The following is a 17270-nucleotide window of genomic DNA, read 5'->3' as shown; positions in this document are numbered from 1 at the left end:
GCTCGAATTCGGGACGCACCAGCCTAGCGCGCCCGTGCGACGCCCGTCCGCCGATCATGGACCGGCGAGTGCTCGGACACCCTGCGAAGGCGTTAAGGCCGCGCGTCCCAGACCCGGTACATCCACGAGTAGTCGTCGCCGATGTCGTCGAACCCGAACTGCCGGTACAGGCCCTGCGCGTCGCCGGTGGCGAGGAGGATCCGCTTGAGGCCCATCTCCTCGGCGTCGGCGACGATCCGCGTCATGAGCAGCTTGCTGATCCCCTGCCCGCGCACGGAGCGGTCCACGAACACGTCGCTGAGCCACGCGAAGTAGGTCCGGTCGGTCACGAGCCGCCCGAACGCGACCTGCCCGCCGGGCCCGTAGACGCCGTACGGGAGCGAGTGGTCGATCGCGCGGTCCATGTCCTCGCGGGTGCGGCCCTTCGCCCAGTACGTGTCCGTGGAGATGACCTGGTGGACCCAGTCGCGGTCGAGCCGGTCGGGGTCGGTGGAGATCTCGTACGCTTCGCTGCCCATGCTGCTCCCTCGTGGTCAGGCCTCGGCGGTGCTCACGACGACGTTGCTCCGGTTCCGCTTGCGCCGCAAGTAGATTTCCATGAATACCACGTTGAGCACGATCGAGGAGACGACCGCCGAGGTGTAGGCGGTGTCGAACAGCGGCTCGAAGTCCCCGCCGTAGTACCCGTCGAGCAGCGGCAGCTGGAGCGCGATGAACAGGCCCAGGTAGACCCGCAAGTTGACCGCGGCGAAGGTCGCCGCGAAGTTCCGCAGCATCCACTCCTGGTGCGACGCGAAGTCCCGCGCGCGCACGGCGCGGTAGGCGCGCAGCGCCGAGTAGAACCACCACACGTCGAGCAGCACGAAGGTCGCCATGGGGATCGGCCCGGCGGTGGTGAGGAGCGCGACGACGATCCCGCTCAGGCTGGCGGGCAGGACCCCCGCGAGGAGGTAGGTGCGGCCGAGGATCCGGTGGACCTTCGGGTGGTTGCCGCGGATCGACGCGAAGAACTGGAACGGGCCGACGAGCAGCGCGATCCCGGCGGTGGCGGCGTGGACGACGAGGAACGGGAGGTGGAACGGCACGTCCTCGCGGATGCCGACGCGGGAGTCGACGTCGGGCACGAGGTAGGCGGGCACGGCGTACAGGACGATCGCGACGCTGAGGATCGCGACGACGAGCACGGCGGCCCGGCCTTTGCGGGCGGCGGGCGGACGCCCGAGGGTGGCGGTCATGGGGGTGTCTCCTGGTGTGAGTTTCACTATCGATAGTGAAACTATCACTTGAGACGAGCCGGAGTCAACGCCGCTTCGGGTAAGAAAGACCCATGCGAATCGGAGAGCTCAGCGCCAGGACCGGGGTCCCTGCGGCCACCATCAAGTACTACGTGCGCGAGGGCCTGCTCTCCGGCGGCGAGCGCCGCGGCCACAACCAGGTCGAGTACGGCGAGGAGCACGTGCGGCGGCTGCGGCTGGTGCGGGCGATGGTCGAGGTCGGGTCGGTCCCGATCGCGAAGGTCCGCGAGGTGCTCACCGAGATCGAGGACCCGCGCCGGGACCTGGACTCCACCCTCGGCGTCGCCAGCCGGGCCCTCTCGCAGCACAAGGTCCCGGCCGAGGAGCCCGCGGCGGTCGACGTCGAGACCGCGAAGGCGATCGTCCGCGGCCGCGGCTGGAACGCGGTTCCACTGGAGCACGGCTACGTCTGGACGCTCGCGGACGCGATCGGACGGCTGCGGGAGCTCGGGCTCGGGGACATGGTCGACATGACCGGCGAGTACGCGCGGGCGGCCGAGATCGTCGCAGAGTTCGACCTCGCGCTGCTCCAGATGCGGAGCGACCGCGACGAGATTCTGGAGGCGATGGTCGTGGGGACCGTGCTCGGAGACGCGATCTTCGAGGCGCTGCGGCGGATAGCGCAGGTCGAGGTGTCGTCACGGGTATACCCACCGGCACAACGGGAATCAGTGCAAGACGAAGAAGATTCGTCCACTGGGGAGTGACTCCGGGACCGCACTCCCCTCTCCACCACCCCGTTCCATGCACGAATGACAATGTCTGCACTTGTCGGGTTTTTGACTTCGCAAGTCGATTGGGTGGTTCTAGGCTTATTCCAACGCCCGGTAATGGCGCGGCGGCGAGCTTCCAAGCCTGCTCGACAAGCGACTTCGCCGCCATCACCAGGAGGCCGTCCGCCGAAGTGGGGTAGACGGGCGGCCCGCGGCGGGGCTCCGATCACCTGGCCCGGAGCCCCGCCGCCTTTTCGTTTTGCGACGGTTGAGCCAGGGCACTCCAATCTCTACGATGGAACCCACCACCTAGCTCTGGAGTGCGATTTCCCGTGGCCCTCAACTCGTCCATGGTCCCGCTCGGCACGGCCGCGCCGGACTTCTCCCTTCCGGACCTCGACGGCGAGGTGCGGTCGCTCGAAGGCTTCGAGGCGCCCGCGCTGCTGATCGCCTTCGTCTGCAACCACTGCCCGTACGTGCGCCACATCGAGCAGGCCTTTGGCGCGTTCACCGCGGGCCAGGCCGACCTCGACACGGTCGCCATCTGCTCCAACGACACCGCCTCGCATTCCGAGGACGGCCCGGCCGGGCTCGCCGAGCAGGTCGCGCGCGCCCAGTGGGCGTTCCCGTACCTGATCGACGAGTCACAGGAGGTCGCCCGCGCCTACCAGGCGGTCTGCACCCCCGACTTCTTCCTGTACGGCCCGGACCGCAAACTCGCCTACCGCGGCGCGTTCGACGGCTCGACCCCCGGCAACGGCGTGCCCGTCACCGGGGAGTACCTGGCGTCGGCAATCGAGCGGGTCCGCAAGGGCGAGCCGGTGCCCGAGCCGCACTACCCGTCGATGGGCTGCGGCATCAAGTGGCGCTAGGGGAAGCGCTAGACGAGTGAACCGTTCCGGGCGACCACGCGGCCGTTCTTGACCACGAGCGTGCGCGGGCGGTGCTCCAGGACCGCCTCGGAAGGCGTGCGGCCGGGCACGGCGACGAGGTCGGCGGTGTCGCCGACCGCGAGGCCGTAGCCGTCGATCTTGAGCAGGCGCGCGCCGCCGAAGGTGGCGGCCTCAAGGGCCAGTTCGATGTCGGAGTCGCGGCTGAACCCGGCGTTGCGGGCGAACCACTGGGTGCGCTGGAGCATGTCGCCGGTGCCGTACGGGCTCCACAGGTCGCGCACGCCGTCGTTGCCGATGCCCATGGTGACGCCCGCGGCGTCGAGCTCGCGCAGCGGCAGGATCTTCTTGGGCGCCACGGAGGTCAGGCCGATCCTGAGTTCGGCGAGGTCGGCGATGAGGCGCTCGCGGGTGGCGTCGTCGGCGTCGCAGAGGGCGAAGGCGTGGCTGATGACCACTTTGCCCGCGTAGCCGAGGGCGCGGGTGCGCTCGATGATGAGGTCGAATTCGCGGATGCCGAGGTCGCCGCCGTCGTGGAGGTGGATGTCGATCTCGGCGCCGTACTGCGCGGCCAGCGCGAACACGAGGTCGAGGTGGGTCTCGGCGTCGAGGTCGAACCCGGCGGGGTCGATGCCGCCGATGGACTTGACGCCGGCTTTGAGGGCCTCTTCGAGGAGTTCGGCGGTGCCGGGGCTGACGAGGATGCCGGTCTGGGGGAAGGCGACGAGTTCGACGTCGATGCGGCCTTCGAGGCGCAGCACGCCTTCGAGGACGGCGTCGACGGCGCCGATGCCGATGCCGGGGTCGATGTCGACGTGCGAGCGCGCGTGGGTGGTGCCGGAGGCGACCATGTTGGTGAGGAGGGCGGTGATGAAGTCGGGGTTGGGGACGCCGAACTCGGCGCGGCGGTCGCGGCCGTACGCGATGGCGGCGGCGAGGCCGGGGCCCGCGGTGCGGGGGACCCAGGGGCCGCCCCAGAGGGTCTTGTCGACGTGGGCGTGGGAGTCGACGAGGCCGGGGACGACGACGGCGCCGTCGAGGTCCTCCACCTGGGCGCCTTCGGCTTCGAGCGAGTCGCCGAGTGCGGCGATGCGGCCGTCCTTGACGAGCACGTCGGTGCGTCCGTCGCGGCCCCAGAGCCGGGCGTCGCGCAGCAGAAGGTCGGTCATGGTGTCGGTCCTTTCCTCACGGTCCCCGCCGTTAACGGTATACCACTATCTTGGACCGTATACCGTTGACGGGCCTCCGTCCACCTCCGAGGAGCACCATGAGCCGAGCCGATCAGGTCTACCAGGCGCTGCGCGAGCGCATCGTCACCGTGGGGCTGCGCCCGGGCGCGCGCCTGATCGAGCGGGACCTCGCCGCCGAGTTCGAGGTCTCCCGCATCCCGCTGCGCGAGGCGCTCCAGCGGCTGGCCGCCGACGGCCTGGTCACGGCCGTGCCGGGCCAGGGCAGCATCGTCACGGTGCCGACGCCGAAGGACATCGCGGACCTGTTCGACGTGCGCGCGGGGCTCGAACCGGTCGCCGCGCGCCTCGCCGCCGCGAACGCGGCGCCCGAGGACCTGCTGAAGCTCCAGGCGTGCGTGCTCCCCCGCGACCGGGCCGACTCGCGCACCGAGGCGAACGCCGCGTTCCACCGCGAACTGGTGGCCGCCGCGCGCAATCCGCTGCTCGCGCAGATCATGGAGCCCCTCGAAGCGCGGATGCGCTGGGTCTTCCACCTCACCGTCGAGCGCGACCCCGAGCGCCAGCGCCAGGAGCACGCCGAGCTGCTGGAAGCACTGGTCGCGCCGGACCCGGACCGGGCCGCTGCGGTCGCTCACGCGCACGTGGAGGACGGCCGGGCGTTCACCCTCGAAGCAGCCCGCAGGTGGCAGCTGGAGGCCGTCGACGCCTACGAGGCGACCCGCACCAGGCGCCGCCGAGTCGACGTGGAGTTACCGCCAGAGCTGGTGGAGCGCGATCTCCAGTTCACCGAGCATGCTGCGCAGCAGCGGCATCGAGAGGCCGATCACGGTACCCGGGTCGCCGTCGATGCGGTCGATGAACGCGGAGCCGTAGCCGTCGAGGGTGAAGGACCCGGCGACGTGCAGCGGTTCGCCCGTGGCGACGTACGCGGCGATCTCCTCGTCGGAGACTTCGGCGAAGTGGACGGCGGTGCCGGAGGCGCGCACGATCTGGCGGTCGGCGGCGGTGTCGATGAGGCAGTGGCCGGTGTAGAGCGTCCCGTTGTTGCCGCGCATGCGCTTCCAGCGCGAGGCGGCCTCTTCGGGGCCGTCGGGCTTGCCGAGGATCTCGTGCCCGAAGTGGAGCACCGAGTCGCAGCCGAGGACGAGTGAGCCGGGGCTGACCTGGTCGAGGACGGCCTGGGCTTTGAGTTCGGCGAGCGCGTTGGCGAGGTCGGCGGGGTCGTGGCCCATGACACGGGACTCGTCGACGCCGGAGACGATGACGAGCGGGTCGATCCCGGCGGCCTCCAGCAGCGCCCGTCGCGCAGGCGACTGGGAGGCCAGGACGAACGGCCGGGTCAACGCTCGGTCCCCCGGCGGGCCGGGACGGCGGTGTCGCGCCAGGAGCGGCGCACGCGCAGCTTCAGGCCGGGGTCGGACCAGGCGGCGCGGCGGGCCGGCGCCTCGGACTCCTCGGCGGGCCGCGGGAGCGCGGTGATGAGGCCGACCAGGGCGGCCAGCTCTTCATCCGTGGGGTTGCCTCGGAGGACCTTGAGCTCCAGTCCCATCGTGCTACTCCTCGTCGTAGTCGAACTCGCGGTGCACCCGCTCCCAGAACCCGTCGCGGACCCAGATCCGCGCTTCGGGGTGGTCGCGTAGAGAGTAGCCGAGTTCCTTCTCGGCTTCCACCAGCAGCTCCTTGTCGATGACGGTGGGGAGCTGCGGGCCCGGCAGGAGATCCGCTATGTTGTCGGCGCCCCTGGTCAGGAGCCACTTGTGGCCCACGTACTCGCCGATGGACCGGACGGTCTCGGGGTCGAGCTTCTCGCCGGTCTGCGTGGTGCGCACGAATTTGGGCCGCGCCGACTCCGCTTGCGCGAGCGCGTCGGCGGCCGTCATCGTCACGGCCACGGACTGGCGGGTGCCGAAGACCATCGCCGGGTTGGGGACGGTGGGCGCGGGCTGCGCCATGGGGGCGCCGACCATGCCGTGGGTGGCCGCGGCGGCGGTGCCGCTCTTGGTGAAGTAGGCCTTCAGCTCCTCGGCCTCGATGGTCTCGACGGTGTCGGACTCCCAGACGAGGCGCTCGGCCTGGTTGGTCCCGTAGGGCGGCTCGACGCCCCAGAGGTGGACGCGCACGCCGTAGGCCTGCGCGACCTCGACGGCCGGGACCATGTCCTCGTCGCCCGCGAGGAGGATCGCCTCGTGGATGGCGCGGTGGCGGGCGAGCAGTTCCAGGTCGGAGCGGATCTGCGCGTCGACGCCCTTCTGCTGGCCGCGCGAGTTGAGGTTCCCGAGGCGGACCTTGACGTAGTCCATGTTGGCGATCACGCGCTGGTCCACGGTGGGGACCCGGTCGCGGGCGGCGTCGAACCAGTAGAGGCGCAGCAGCTCGCCGTCGGAGAGGCGGATCGCGGCGCGCTCGATGAGGGACTTGATGAGCTTCTCGGCGTCGACCCGGTAGTCGCGCCTGGAGGTGGCGTCGAGCAGGAGCTCCGCCGCGGCCGCGTAGAGGTAGCCGACGTCGATGAGGATCGCGTACCGCCGGGACGGCAGTCCTGGAAGCATTCCTCCGATTGGTGTCATCGCCCACACTCCCGATATCCGGCGGGACGTTTCGTCCCGCTTTCCCCAGCTGTATAGACGGTACCCGGATCGGACCCCTGGGTTGGGAGTGGTGCACGCCGCTTCGGCGGGAAATGCGGTTTCCCCCGGTAGCCGGGGTGGGCGCAGGGCGGGACGCGCGGGTCCCTCACCGGATTGAGTGATCCGAGGACGTGAGGGTCCCGCGCGTCCCGCATGGGTCCTAGAGCGGGATGTTCCCGTGCTTCTTCGCGGGGAGCTCGTCGCGCTTGGAGGCGTTCATGCGCAGGCCGCGCACGAGCTGCGCGCGGGTCTCGCGCGGCTGGATGACCGCGTCGATGAGGCCCAGCTCGGCCGCGACGTACGGGTTGTTCAGCTTCTCCTCGTACTCCGACATGAGCTCGGCGCGCTTGGCCTGCTCGTCGTCGGCCTTCGCCAGCTCGCGGCGGTACAGGATGTTGACCGCGCCCTGCGAGCCCATGACCGCGATCTCCGCGGTCGGCCACGCCAGGCACAGGTCGGCGCCCACGCCCTTGGAGCCCATGACGCAGTACGCGCCGCCGTAGTCCTTGCGGCACACGACGGTGAGCTTCGGGACGGTGGCCTCGGCGTACGCGTAGATGAGCTTCGCGCCGCGGCGGATGATCCCGTCGTGCTCCTGCGAGGTGCCCGGGAGGAACCCGGGGACGTCGACGAACGAGATGATCGGGATGTTGAACGCGTCGCAGAACCGGATGAACCGGGCGGCCTTCTCGGAGGCGTCGATGTCGAGGCAGCCCGCGAAGTGCATGGGCTGGTTCGCGACGACGCCGACGGGCTTGCCGTCGAGGCGCCCGAAGCCGGTGAGGATGTTCTTCGCGAACAGCGCCTGCGTCTCCAGGAACTCGCCGTCGTCGAGGACGGACTCGACGACCTTGTGCATGTCGTACGGCTGGTTCGCCGAGTTCGGGATGACCGTGTCGAGGGCCAGGTCGTCGGCGGTGATGTCGAGCTCGAAGTCCTTCGACTCGTACGCCGGGGGCTCGTCGAGGTTGTTCGACGGCAGGTACGACAGGAGGTGCTTGACGTATTCGAGCGCGTCGTCCTCGTCGGAGGCGAGGTAGTGCGCGTTCCCGGCGACCGCGTTGTGGGTGCGGGCCCCGCCCAGCTCCTCCATGCCGACGTCCTCGCCGGTCACCGCGCGGACCACGTCCGGGCCGGTGATGAACATGTGGCTGGTCTGGTCGACCATCACGGTGAAGTCGGTGATCGCGGGCGAGTAGACCGCGCCGCCCGCGCACGGGCCCATGATGAGCGAGATCTGCGGGATGACCCCGGAGGCGCGCACGTTGCGGAAGAAGATGTCGGCGTACCCGCCGAGCGAGGCGACGCCCTCCTGGATGCGGGCCCCGCCGGAGTCGGAGATGCCGATGATCGGGCGGCCGGTGCGCAGCGCCAGCTCCTGGATCTTCGTGATCTTCTCGCCCGAGACCTGCCCGAGGGACCCGCCGAGGACGGTGAAGTCCTGCGCGTACACGCACACCTCGCGGCCCTCGATGGTGCCGTACCCGGTCACCACGCCGTCGCCGTAGGGCCGGTTGGCCTCCATGCCGAAGCTCGTGGAGTGGTGGCGCCGCAGGCTGTCGAGTTCGACGAACGACCCCTCGTCGAGCAGTTGCTCCAACCGCTCGCGCGCGGTGCGCTTGCCCTTCTCGTGCTGCTTCTCGATCGCCCGGGGGTTCCCGGTGGCCGATTCGGAGAGGCGCTCGGCCAGGTCGGCGAGCCGCCCGGCGGTCGTGTGGAAGTCGATGTCGGTCACGCTTCGGATCGTATCGACTTCCCGAGTGGCTACGCTATGCGCGTGGACACACCGACGAGAAAGCCACTGGACCGCGACGCGCTGTGGTCGCTGTTGTCGGAGAAGTCCGACTTCTGGACCCGGCTTGATGTGGTCCCGGTCACCGGGTCGACGAACGCGGACCTCGCCGCCGCCGCGAAGCGCGGGGCGGAGCAGGGCCGCGTGCTCATCGCCGAGGAGCAGTCCAGCGGGCGCGGGCGCCTCGACCGGCGCTGGGAGAGCCCCGCGCGCGCCGGGCTCGCGATCTCGTTCCTGCTGCGCCCGAAAGCGCCGCGCGAGCAGTGGGGGACGCTCGGCCTCGCGACCGCCGTCGCGCTCGAAGAGGCCCTGCGCGCCGTGTGCGGGGTCCACGCGAAGCTCAAGTGGCCCAACGACGTCCTCATCGGCGGTCGCAAGGTCTGCGGCATCCTCGCGCAGGCCGAAGGCGACGCCGTCGTCGTCGGCGCCGGACTCAACGTGTCCCTCACCGAGGAGGAGCTGCCCGTCGAGCAGGCGACCTCGCTGCTCCTCGCGGGCGCCGCGACCCTCGACCGGGAGCTCATCGCCGCGACGTTCCTCGCGCACGTCGCGGCCGTCTACCGCACCTGGGAGGACCAGGGCCCCGGCCACGTGGTCGCGCGCTGGGAGGAAAACTCCGACACGCTGGGGAGACGAGTCGCGGTATCGTTCCCGAACGGCCGCAACCTCACCGGCCGCGCCGTCGCCATCGACGCCGACGGCCGCCTACAGGTCGACCCGGGCGACGGGCCGGTGGAGACGGTCGCCGCGGGCGACGTCGTCCACCTGCGGCCGCGGGCGTGAACCCGAGGGAGTGGCGCATTGACCGACCCGGAGCATCCGAACGCCCCGCATCCAGGCACCCGGCCGGCCCGGCAGCCGCCGGGCGCGACCGGGCTCGACCCTGAGTCCGAGGCGCTCTACCGCCTCCTGCTGACCCGGTCCGAGGCCACGGTGGCGCAGCTCGCCGCCGACGCCGCACGCTCGGTCGACCACGTCCGCGACGTCCTCGCGCACCTCGTCGACGAAGGATTCGCGACCATGGTCGCCGACTCGCGGTTCCGCGCCGTCGGCCCCGACGCCGTCCTCGGCGGCCGCATCGCCTCCCAGCTCGGCGAGGTCCTCGGCGAGTACGAGGCCCTGCGCGAACTCCTCGGCATCCACCGCGCCGGCCCCGCCGACGCGGGCGGCGCCCAGTGGGAGGTCGTCACCGGCGCCACCGCGATCCGCTCGCGCATCCGCCAGCTCAAGGCCGCCGCCGAGCGGACCCTCTGCACGTTCGTGCGCCCGCCGATGGTGCTGCCCGTCCCCGAGGACGAACTGCACCAGGACCTCCAGGCCCGCGGGGTCGTCCACCGCATCCTCTTCGACCGCGCCGTCCTCGACATCGACCCGTACGCCGACTACGTGCGCCACGCCCTCGAATCCGGCGACGAGGTCCGCTTCGCCAAGCGCCTGCCGCTCAAGGTCCTCATCGTCGACGACCGCACCGTGTTCATGGAGGAGCCCGGCGGCGAGCGGCCCCGCGCGATCGTCACCGGCAACCGGTCCATCGCCGGGCTCGCCGCGACCCTCTTCGAGCAGCTGTGGACCGCGGGCGTCCCCGCGACCACCGCCGCCGAAGGCGGCGTGCGCATCGACGAGGACGACGCGGTGCTCCTCGGCCTGCTCATCGCGGGCCTGACGGACCAGTCCATCGCGTCCAAACTGGGCATCGGGCTGCGCACCGTGCAGCGGCGCGTCCGCGAGCTCATGGACCTGGCCGATGTGGACACCCGCATCCAGCTCGGCTGGCACGCCGCGAAGAACGGCTGGGTCCCTTAGCCCCCCGGGCGGGGTCGCGCAATCGTGGTCACGGGGCCGGTGACGAAGTGTTGTACTGTGCTTTTGAACATTCGTACCGCCCCCGGCCCGTATTTCTCACTCCTGGAGGTCCGCAGTGGGATATCCCGACGACCAGCTCGCCCGTGACGAGGTTGTCAAGCTCCACACCCACCCGCACTGGAAGGAAGGCGTCGGCCCGGTCCTCTGGTTCGTGGTCTTCCTCGCGATCGGCGCCATCGCCGTCACCTACACCGCGAAGCTCGACTGGGACGGGAAGATCTGGCTGATCCTCGCCGAGGTCGTCCTCACCCTGATCCTGCTGATCTGGCTGTCGGTGATCCCCTGGATCCGCTGGCGCTCCACCCACTACGTCATCACCGACCAGCGCGTCATGTGGCGCGAGGGCCTCGTGACCCGCGAGAGCCGCCACATCCCGCTCGCCCGCGTCAACACCGTGTCCTACACCCAGAACGTCTGGGAGCGGATCTTCGGCTTCGGCGACATGAACATCGACTCGGCCTCCGACGAGGGCGAGATCAACCTCATCGACGTCCCGAGCGTCGACAAGACCAAGGCGCTGCTCTACCAGCTCGCCGAGGACGACCGCTCGCGCCGCGCCAGCCAGGGCGACGGCTCATAAGCCCGCAAGACGCAAAAACAAGGCCCGCACGGCAGGTGCGGGCCTTCTGCTTTGCCGCTCAGGCGGTCTCCGGGGCCTCCTGGAGCTGCGGCAGGCGCCGGAACACCCAGGTGCGGTAGGCGAAGAACCGGAAGACCGAGGCGATGCCGACGCCGAAGAGCAGGGCGGCGACGTTGACCGCGATCTTCGTGTCGAAGATGTGCGGCCAGACCTCGGCGAGGCGGCTGTTGATCCACAGGCAGCCCATGCTGATGAGCAGGCCGATGCCGTTGAAGAAGAAGTACAGCGCGTACTGGCGGTGCGCGGCGGCCGAGCCGCGGCGCTCGCGCCAGGTCCAGTGCCGGTTGCCGAAGAACGCGAGGGTCATCGAGACGACCGCGGAGAGGATCTTCGCGTACCAGTAGGACCAGTCGTAGCCGATGTACAGCAGATTGAACAGTCCCGCGTCGACGATGAAGGCGGCGCCGCCGATGCTGAGGAACCCGCTGAGCTCGCGGGAGTGTCGCTTGATCAGCCCCAGGGCCCGTGCGAAGAGGCCCGTACGCGCCGGGGTGTCGGTGGTGGTCATCAAGCGCCAGGATACCCGCCGCAGGCCCCTCGCGGGAGGGCCGAACGGGTTACACGTGCGGCTGCGCGACGGCGACCACGCCGACGATGAACGGGTCGTCGCCGCGCTCGAAGCGGATCACCCCGGCCTGGCCGGTGTGCGCGGTGTAGACCTGCACGTCGACGCCGAACGCGTACCAGTTCGGGTTGTCCACCGCGCCGTTCGCGTAGCACGAGGCCGCCTGGCCCAGGTGCTGGTCGCCCGCGGAGACGCTGTCGCCGCGGCGGTTCGCCGAGCCGCCCCACAGGGTCGCGGCGATGTCGACTTCCCCGCCGTTCTCGATCTCGATCTCCGTGTCCGCCGCGTCCGCGCCGTCGTAGACCGCGACCTCCTTCGCGTCCGCGCCCGGCTCCGCGTAGACCACCGTGAGGGACCAGCCCGCCCAGTGCTGCTCCGCGATGCAGTGCGCGTCCGCGCCGATCGGCCAGGTGCCGCAGTCGGAGGTCGGCAGCTGGTGGTTGTCGGTGGAGACCCAGTACTCGCCGCCGCCGCTCACCAGGCCCGTGACGTCGGCGAACGCCTGCACGCCCGGCGTCGTGTCGGTGATCGAGTCGGCGGACAGCGAGGTCCAGGACCCGCCCGGCCCGTGCAGCGACACCTCGGTCGGCAGGTCCTCGTGGGCGCCCGCCCAGTACAGGCCCGCCCATGTCACGGTGGCGCCGCCGGGGACGTCGAGGACCGCGCCGGAGGCGGCCTCGCCCTCGCGCCCGGCGGGCGCGGTCTGCGGCTTGTACGCCTTCATCGGCCAGCGGTCGCCCGCGCCGAGCAGCGTGGCCTCCCGGCAGCCGGGGATCGAGCAGGTCATCCAGGTGTTCCCGGAGGCCGTGACGCCGGTGGCGTCGAGGCTCGCGTACCCGACGGTGGACCCGGCCGGGGCGATCGGCACCTGGAGCCGGGTGGTCCCGGAGATCCCCGGGCCGTCCACGGTGACCTCGAAAGTCTGGTAGCCGGAGACGTCGTCGGCGATATTGATCCGCAGGTTCGCCTCCGCGGGCGACGGCATCTCGGGGATGGTGCAGTGCACGGCGTCCCCTTCGATGCAGGTCCAGCCGGGGTCGGCGGTCTCGGAGGCGAGCGTGATCCCCGCGGGGAAGACGATGTCGAGCGTGACGCGGTCGGTCGAGGCCGCCTGGCCGTGGCCGACGACCGCGGACTCGGCGGTCCGCTCGGTGCGCGGCGCGTAGGCGCCGCCGGCGTTCTCTGGCGCTTCGAGGCGGATCGGCAGCACCGCTTCGCCCCCGGCGACGAGGCCGCTCGTGCCGAGGCCGTGCGCGATGGCGTACGCCGTCGGGTCCTCCTCGTCGGGCGCGGGCTCCTCCGCCGGGTCGTCGGGGTCCGGTTCGGGCTCGGGGTCGTCCGGGTCCTCCTCCGCGGGGTCGTCGGGGTCGGGGACCGGGTCGTCCTCGGCCTCGGGGCCGGGGTCGGCGGGCTCGGTGACCGCGGGCTCGTCGGGCGCGGCCTGCGGCGGCTCCTCCTCCTCGCCGGAGGTGAGCGCGAAGACCGCGACGGCGGCGACCACCGCCACGGCGGTCCCGGTGGCGACGGTGCCCTTCGTGCCGAGCTGCTGCACGATCCGGCGCATCCAGTTGAACACCCTGATGAACGGCGCGGCGAAGAACGCGAGCACCCCGCCGACGGCGAGCCCCGCGGCCGAGACGGCGCCCGCCGCGAGGTACGGGCTGGCGGTCTGTCCGAGGAACACCCAGGCGATGACGACGCGCAGGCCGGAGTTCAGCTCCGTCAGCTCCGCGAACAGGAGGTTGCAGGTGACGCACGAGTCGAGGTGGTCGTCGACCTTCTGCATGTCGCGCTCGCCGAGCTTGCCGCGCACGCGCGCACCCAGGCGGTCGACGGTCCAGCGGCACTCCTCGCGCGGGGAGTCGGCGGCGTGCTCGGTCAGGTAGTTCTGGCGGAGCTTCTCGCGGGCCCGGTACGCGAGCGCGGACACCCCGTTCGGGGTCATGCCGAGCATCGTGGCGATCTTGGCCGGGGAGTCCTCCTCGACCTCGGTGTGCCACAGGACCATCCGCCACCGCTCGGGGAGCTTCCCGAAGGCGAGGGCGGCGTAGCGGCGCTCCTGGCCCTCGACAGCGGGGTCGACGTAGATCTCGCCGGAGTCGTGGGGCGAGAGGTCGTCGGTGAACTCGACCTTCTTGTCGCGGCGCACGCGGTCGTAGAAGGTGTTGCGGAGGGTCTGGAGCATGTAGGGCCGGAAGGCGAGGTCGGGGCCGCCGCCTTCGCGGAAGGTGTGGAGGAGCTTCGCGAACGTCTCGGAGACGAGGTCGTCGGCGCCCGCGGGGTCGCGGCTGAGGATGCGCGAGAGGCGGCGGGCGGCGTGGACGTGGCGCTCGTAGAGGACCGCGTAGGCGGTGGTGTCGCCGCGGCGGGTGGCCGCGATGAGCTCGGGGTCGGAGAGCGCGTCTGGGGTGTCGCCGGGGGCGTCGGGTCCGGGGCCGCGCGGATCGCCGGCGGGGACGGTCTCGGGCATCGTGCGCCGGTGCTCCTTCCTGGTTGCGCCGAGCTCGTACGATCAGGGGGCTCGGAGGCGTCTTGCGTGCGAGGCGTTCGGGTCGACTTGATTGGAGGAGTTCTCGCTGTCTCCCTTGGGTTAACGATCGAGTCGGCCTCCGGTTGCGCCCCGCGCGGCCGACGTTCGGGCAGGCAGCGAACAGGACATTTCTCGGAGTTTAGGGCAAAAACCCGTCATAGTCGTGAATTGTGATGCGATTGTGACCAGGTGTGATGGTATTGGGACTTCCCGCCCGGGTTCCAGGCAACTGTCGGAAATACGTCAGGCCATTGCGTACCGTGGGACGACGCATGGTGTGATGCAGACGACGCGAAGGAGGTGAGCGATGCCCGCATCGGTACTGCTGGCGCTTCTGGTCGGAACCGCCCTGCTGGCCCTGACCCCGGCCCTGGTGCGCCGGTACGACCCCGACGAGCGGATGATCGCCGACCGCGCCTCCTCGGACGCCCGCGTCCTCGACCGCGACGGGCACAGGCCGCCTCGTCCCGCCTCGCACCGGACCGTCCCGCTGGACGATGCCGCCGCGCCTTCAGAACCGGGCGAAACGGACGACCCGTACTCAGATCCCGTTGACTCCCAACGATCTCACGGCGTTTCGGGCGCCCGCGGGTGGGAGCGGCGCGGCGCTCGCAGCGGCGGGTCGGTACGGTTGGTGTCCGACCAGTCGTTGACCGGCGAGGACCCCGAGATGCACGAGCAGGCCAGGCTCCGGCAGATGCGCGCCGAGTGGTGGCGGCGGCGACACCGCCGCATCCTCTACGTGCTCATAGCCCTTGCGCTGCTGGAGCTCGCGGGCGTCGCCATCGCGGGGCCCGGGTTCTGGATCGGCGCGGGCCTGTCGCTCGCGGCGCTGGGCGCTTACGTGTGGTTCCTGCGCGAGCGCGCGAAGCGCCTGCGGCCCAGGCGACCCAAGGCGATGATCACCGCTGAGCCCGAGCACGAGGAGGTCGGCCCGCCGACGTACGTGCCCGAGCAGCCCGACGGCGACTACGCGGGCGACGGCGGGTACGTCGAGGAGGACACGCGCGAGTCGTTCCTGTTCGCCGAGGACGATGACGACGAGCCCGCTCCCCCGCCGCGGCCGGACCCGCGTCGCCCCGACGGGCCCGCGGGCGTGCGCGGCCGCTCCTACGAGGCCCCGGCGAAGCTCGAACGCTGAAGCGGGTCGTTCGGGGGCAGGTCACAGCGGTCGCACCGCTAGACTTGCGCGGTTATGCCTGACGAGGAATCCCAGCACCGCCACATCCTGACGTTCAACTTCCGCCAGGGCCGCAACAAGCCCCGCCACGACGAGGCGTTCGCGCGCCTGTGGCCGCGCTACGGCCTGGAGTGGACGCCCGAGGACGGCCGCATCGACACCGCGGCCCTGTTCGGCCGCACCGCGCCCCTGGTGCTGGAGATCGGCTCGGGGAACGGCGAGGCCGCCGCCGCGATGGCCGACGCCGACCGCGGCCGGGACCTCCTCGCCGTCGAGGTGTACCCGCAGGGGATCGCCGACCTCATGGACCGGGCCGAGGAGCGCGGGCTCGACAACCTGCGGATCTACCAGGGGGACGCGCTGCCGCTGCTGTGGCGCGGGCTCGCCCCGGAGTCCCTCGACGAGGTCCGCGTGTACTTCCCGGACCCGTGGCCGAAGAAGCGCCACCACAAGCGCCGGATCATCCAGGCCGAGCACGTGGCGACCCTCGCGGGCCTGCTGCATTCGGACGGGCTGTTCCACTGCGCCACCGACATCGCCGACTACGCGGAGCAGATGCTCGACGTGCTCACGGCGGAGCCGACGCTGGAGAACACCGAGGACGGCTTCGCGGCCCGCCCGGACCGGCGGCCCGTCACCAAGTTCGAGCGGCGCGGCGTCAAGGCCGGGCGCGACATCTTCGACCTGGTGTTCCGCAAGAAATAAGGTCAGGCCGCGGTGAGGCGGCGGTGCCAGGACTGGGCCGAGGCGTCGGTCAGCGACGCGACCTGGTCGATGACAGCTCTGAGTCTCGCGGCGTCGTCGGCGGCCCGCTGCCACAGCTCTGCGAACATCGGCTCCATCGCCTCGGGCCCGCGGTCGCACAGCAGCGCCACGAGGTCGTGGAGGATCTCCCGCTGGCGCGTGTACCAGGACTCGTCGGTGCGCGGGCGCATCACGTACCGCCAGGCGATCCCCTTGAGGAGCGCGCACTGGATGCGCTCGCGCTCGGGCACGACCAGGTCGGCGTCGTAGCGGCGCAGCGGCCCCTCGCCGAACCGGTCGCGGGTGGCGCGGACCGCGCCGTTCACGAAGCGGCCCACCATGTTCGAGGTGAAGTCCTTGAGGACGACCATCGCGGCGAACGAGCCGTCGTAGTCGTGGAGGCCCTCGGTGACGGGGTCGCGCAGCAGGTCGCGCAGGGCCTCGCCGAGGGCCGCAGTGGACTCGTCGGAGTAGCGCCCGGCGACGTCGGCGCAGACCGCGGCCTGCTCGTCGGCGTCGTCCATGAGCTTCGCGAGGTTGATGTAGCCGCCGTGGAGGCCGTCCTCGACGTCGTGCACGGAGTAGGCGACGTCGTCGGACCAGTCCATGACCTGCGCTTCGAGGCAGGTGACGCCTTCGGGGACGCCGCCGCGGACCCAGTCGAACACGGGCCGGTCGTCCTCGTAGACGCCGAACTTGCGCACCCCGGGCCGGGCGGGCCACGGGTACTTGCAGGTCGCGTCGAGGGAGGCGCGGGTGAGGTTGAGGCCCGCCGACCCGCCGTCGGGGCCGACCACCTTCGCTTCGAGGCGGGTGAGGACGCGGAGGGTCTGGGCGTTGCCCTCGTAGCCGCCGCAGGGCCCGGCCACCTCGTGGAGGGCGTCCTCCCCGTTGTGGCCGAACGGCGGGTGGCCCAGGTCGTGGGCGAGGCCGGCGACGTCGACGACGTCGGCGTCGCAGCCGAGCGCGGACCCGAGCTCACGGGAGATCTGGGCGACTTCGAGGGAGTGGGTGAGGCGGGTCCGCAGGAAGTCGTCGGTGCCCGCGGTGTGCACCTGGGTCTTGTCGGCGAGGCGCCGGAACCCGGCCGAGTGGAGGAGCCGCGCGCGGTCGCGCTGGAACGGCGAGCGCGTCGAGCCGGGCTCGGGCACGAGCCGCGCCGCGGACGGCCAGCGCTTGGCCAGCGGGTGCAGAGCGGGATCGGTCACGCTGTCGAGCCTAGCGCGACCGATCCCTTGTGC

17 protein-coding genes and 1 pseudogene are annotated in these 17270 nt (G+C 71.2%); 8 read left to right on the top strand and 10 right to left on the bottom strand.

Translation table 11 applies throughout. The features are described from left to right. Positions 1-92: 92 nt before the first annotated feature. Together B0I28_RS22575 and B0I28_RS22570 are read right to left on the bottom strand one after the other, a co-directional pair. Positions 93-518 carry a GNAT family N-acetyltransferase gene (locus B0I28_RS22575; RefSeq protein WP_106366117.1) on the bottom strand — a complete coding sequence of 142 codons (426 nt, stop codon included), beginning with the start codon at positions 516-518 and terminating at the stop codon, positions 93-95. 15 nt (positions 519-533) lie between these two features. After that, positions 534-1235 carry a DUF2306 domain-containing protein gene (locus tag B0I28_RS22570; protein WP_106366116.1) on the bottom strand — a complete coding sequence of 234 codons (702 nt, stop codon included), beginning with the start codon at positions 1233-1235 and terminating at the stop codon, positions 534-536. 92 nt (positions 1236-1327) lie between these two features. On the opposite strand from B0I28_RS22570, the gene B0I28_RS22565 reads away from it, so the two are divergent. Both B0I28_RS22565 and B0I28_RS22560 read left to right on the top strand, forming a co-directional pair. Next, complete coding sequence (locus B0I28_RS22565) at positions 1328-2002, top strand: MerR family transcriptional regulator (protein WP_106366115.1); 675 nt, start codon at positions 1328-1330, stop codon at positions 2000-2002. A gap of 338 nt (positions 2003-2340) precedes the next feature. Next, the gene (locus B0I28_RS22560) at positions 2341-2880 is read left to right on the top strand and encodes a thioredoxin family protein (RefSeq protein ID WP_106366114.1); all 540 of its coding nucleotides are present in this window, start codon (positions 2341-2343) and stop codon (positions 2878-2880) included. Positions 2881-2888: 8 nt separating this feature from the next. Here the strand turns inward: B0I28_RS22560 and B0I28_RS22555 are convergent, their stop codons facing one another. Continuing rightward, complete coding sequence (locus B0I28_RS22555; protein WP_106366113.1) at positions 2889-4067, bottom strand: amidohydrolase; 1179 nt, start codon at positions 4065-4067, stop codon at positions 2889-2891. A 98-nt stretch (positions 4068-4165) separates the two neighbouring features. On the opposite strand from B0I28_RS22555, the pseudogene B0I28_RS28550 reads away from it, so the two are divergent. After that, a pseudogene (locus tag B0I28_RS28550) lies at positions 4166-4675 on the top strand (GntR family transcriptional regulator); the annotation flags it as partial. A 162-nt stretch (positions 4676-4837) separates the two neighbouring features. On the opposite strand, the gene B0I28_RS28095 reads toward B0I28_RS28550, so the two are convergent. The 4 genes from B0I28_RS28095 to B0I28_RS22530 all read right to left on the bottom strand — a co-directional run bounded on the left by B0I28_RS28095 (position 4838) and on the right by B0I28_RS22530 (position 8459). Beyond that, on the bottom strand, positions 4838-5431 hold the full coding sequence (locus tag B0I28_RS28095; protein ID WP_106366112.1) for a Maf family protein: 594 nt from the start codon (positions 5429-5431) through the stop codon (positions 4838-4840). Continuing rightward, positions 5428-5637, bottom strand: coding sequence for an acyl-CoA carboxylase subunit epsilon (locus B0I28_RS22540; RefSeq protein WP_219926929.1), 210 nt, complete (start codon positions 5635-5637; stop codon positions 5428-5430). Before B0I28_RS22540 ends, B0I28_RS28095 begins: the two co-directional genes overlap by 4 nt. Positions 5638-5641: 4 nt before the next feature. After that, complete coding sequence (locus tag B0I28_RS22535; RefSeq protein ID WP_106366111.1) at positions 5642-6637, bottom strand: NYN domain-containing protein; 996 nt, start codon at positions 6635-6637, stop codon at positions 5642-5644. 238 nt (positions 6638-6875) lie between these two features. Next, positions 6876-8459 carry a carboxyl transferase domain-containing protein gene (locus tag B0I28_RS22530; protein WP_106366183.1) on the bottom strand — a complete coding sequence of 528 codons (1584 nt, stop codon included), beginning with the start codon at positions 8457-8459 and terminating at the stop codon, positions 6876-6878. Between the two features lie 27 nt (positions 8460-8486). Here B0I28_RS22530 and B0I28_RS22525 point away from each other — a divergent pair, with 27 nt between their 5' ends. From B0I28_RS22525 to B0I28_RS22515, 3 genes are all read left to right on the top strand, one after another. After that, positions 8487-9290 carry a biotin--[acetyl-CoA-carboxylase] ligase gene (locus tag B0I28_RS22525; RefSeq protein WP_106366182.1) on the top strand — a complete coding sequence of 268 codons (804 nt, stop codon included), beginning with the start codon at positions 8487-8489 and terminating at the stop codon, positions 9288-9290. A gap of 18 nt (positions 9291-9308) precedes the next feature. After that, positions 9309-10310 carry a hypothetical protein gene (locus B0I28_RS22520; RefSeq protein WP_106366110.1) on the top strand — a complete coding sequence of 334 codons (1002 nt, stop codon included), beginning with the start codon at positions 9309-9311 and terminating at the stop codon, positions 10308-10310. 115 nt (positions 10311-10425) lie between these two features. Beyond that, a complete protein-coding gene (locus B0I28_RS22515) occupies positions 10426-10950 on the top strand; it encodes a PH domain-containing protein (protein WP_106366109.1) in 525 nt (174 codons plus the stop codon). Between the two features lie 58 nt (positions 10951-11008). Here the strand turns inward: B0I28_RS22515 and B0I28_RS22510 are convergent, their stop codons facing one another. Next, entirely contained in the window at positions 11009-11518 is a 510-nt protein-coding gene (locus B0I28_RS22510; RefSeq protein ID WP_106366108.1) for a GtrA family protein, read from the bottom strand. Between the two features lie 49 nt (positions 11519-11567). Then, positions 11568-14045, bottom strand: coding sequence for a sigma-70 family RNA polymerase sigma factor (locus B0I28_RS22505; RefSeq protein WP_106366107.1), 2478 nt, complete (start codon positions 14043-14045; stop codon positions 11568-11570). 367 nt (positions 14046-14412) lie between these two features. On the opposite strand from B0I28_RS22505, the gene B0I28_RS22500 reads away from it, so the two are divergent. Together B0I28_RS22500 and trmB are read left to right on the top strand one after the other, a co-directional pair. Beyond that, positions 14413-15246, top strand: coding sequence for a hypothetical protein (locus B0I28_RS22500; RefSeq protein WP_106366106.1), 834 nt, complete (start codon positions 14413-14415; stop codon positions 15244-15246). 54 nt (positions 15247-15300) lie between these two features. Further along, positions 15301-15990 carry a tRNA (guanosine(46)-N7)-methyltransferase TrmB gene (gene trmB / locus B0I28_RS22495; RefSeq protein WP_106366105.1) on the top strand — a complete coding sequence of 230 codons (690 nt, stop codon included), beginning with the start codon at positions 15301-15303 and terminating at the stop codon, positions 15988-15990. 2 nt (positions 15991-15992) lie between these two features. Here trmB and B0I28_RS22490 read toward each other — a convergent pair whose 3' ends face one another. Continuing rightward, entirely contained in the window at positions 15993-17222 is a 1230-nt protein-coding gene (locus B0I28_RS22490; RefSeq protein WP_181245916.1) for a deoxyguanosinetriphosphate triphosphohydrolase, read from the bottom strand. Positions 17223-17270 lie beyond the last annotated feature (48 nt).

The organism is Glycomyces artemisiae (assembly GCF_003002955.1).
Taxonomy (GTDB): Bacteria; Actinomycetota; Actinomycetes; order Mycobacteriales; family Micromonosporaceae; genus Glycomyces; species Glycomyces artemisiae.
Note: the sequence above shows the minus strand (reverse complement) of the source record. Positions and strands in the feature narration are given on the sequence as shown.

Excerpts from the sequence above, each read along its gene's own strand:
- B0I28_RS22570 (WP_106366116.1), bottom strand. The coding sequence starts at position 1,235 with ATGACCGCCACCCTCGGGCGTCCGCCCGCCGCCCGCAAAGGCCGGGCC.
- B0I28_RS22525 (WP_106366182.1), top strand. The coding sequence starts at position 8,487 with ATGCGCGTGGACACACCGACGAGAAAGCCACTGGACCGCGACGCGCTG.
- B0I28_RS22555 (WP_106366113.1), bottom strand. The coding sequence starts at position 4,067 with ATGACCGACCTTCTGCTGCGCGACGCCCGGCTCTGGGGCCGCGACGGA.
- B0I28_RS22565 (WP_106366115.1), top strand. The coding sequence starts at position 1,328 with ATGCGAATCGGAGAGCTCAGCGCCAGGACCGGGGTCCCTGCGGCCACC.
- B0I28_RS22510 (WP_106366108.1), bottom strand. The coding sequence starts at position 11,518 with ATGACCACCACCGACACCCCGGCGCGTACGGGCCTCTTCGCACGGGCC.
- B0I28_RS22500 (WP_106366106.1), top strand. The coding sequence starts at position 14,413 with ATGCCCGCATCGGTACTGCTGGCGCTTCTGGTCGGAACCGCCCTGCTG.
- B0I28_RS22505 (WP_106366107.1), bottom strand. The coding sequence starts at position 14,045 with ATGCCCGAGACCGTCCCCGCCGGCGATCCGCGCGGCCCCGGACCCGAC.
- trmB (WP_106366105.1), top strand. The coding sequence starts at position 15,301 with ATGCCTGACGAGGAATCCCAGCACCGCCACATCCTGACGTTCAACTTC.
- B0I28_RS22535 (WP_106366111.1), bottom strand. The coding sequence starts at position 6,637 with ATGCTTCCAGGACTGCCGTCCCGGCGGTACGCGATCCTCATCGACGTC.
- B0I28_RS22540 (WP_219926929.1), bottom strand. The coding sequence starts at position 5,637 with ATGGGACTGGAGCTCAAGGTCCTCCGAGGCAACCCCACGGATGAAGAG.
- B0I28_RS22575 (WP_106366117.1), bottom strand. The coding sequence starts at position 518 with ATGGGCAGCGAAGCGTACGAGATCTCCACCGACCCCGACCGGCTCGAC.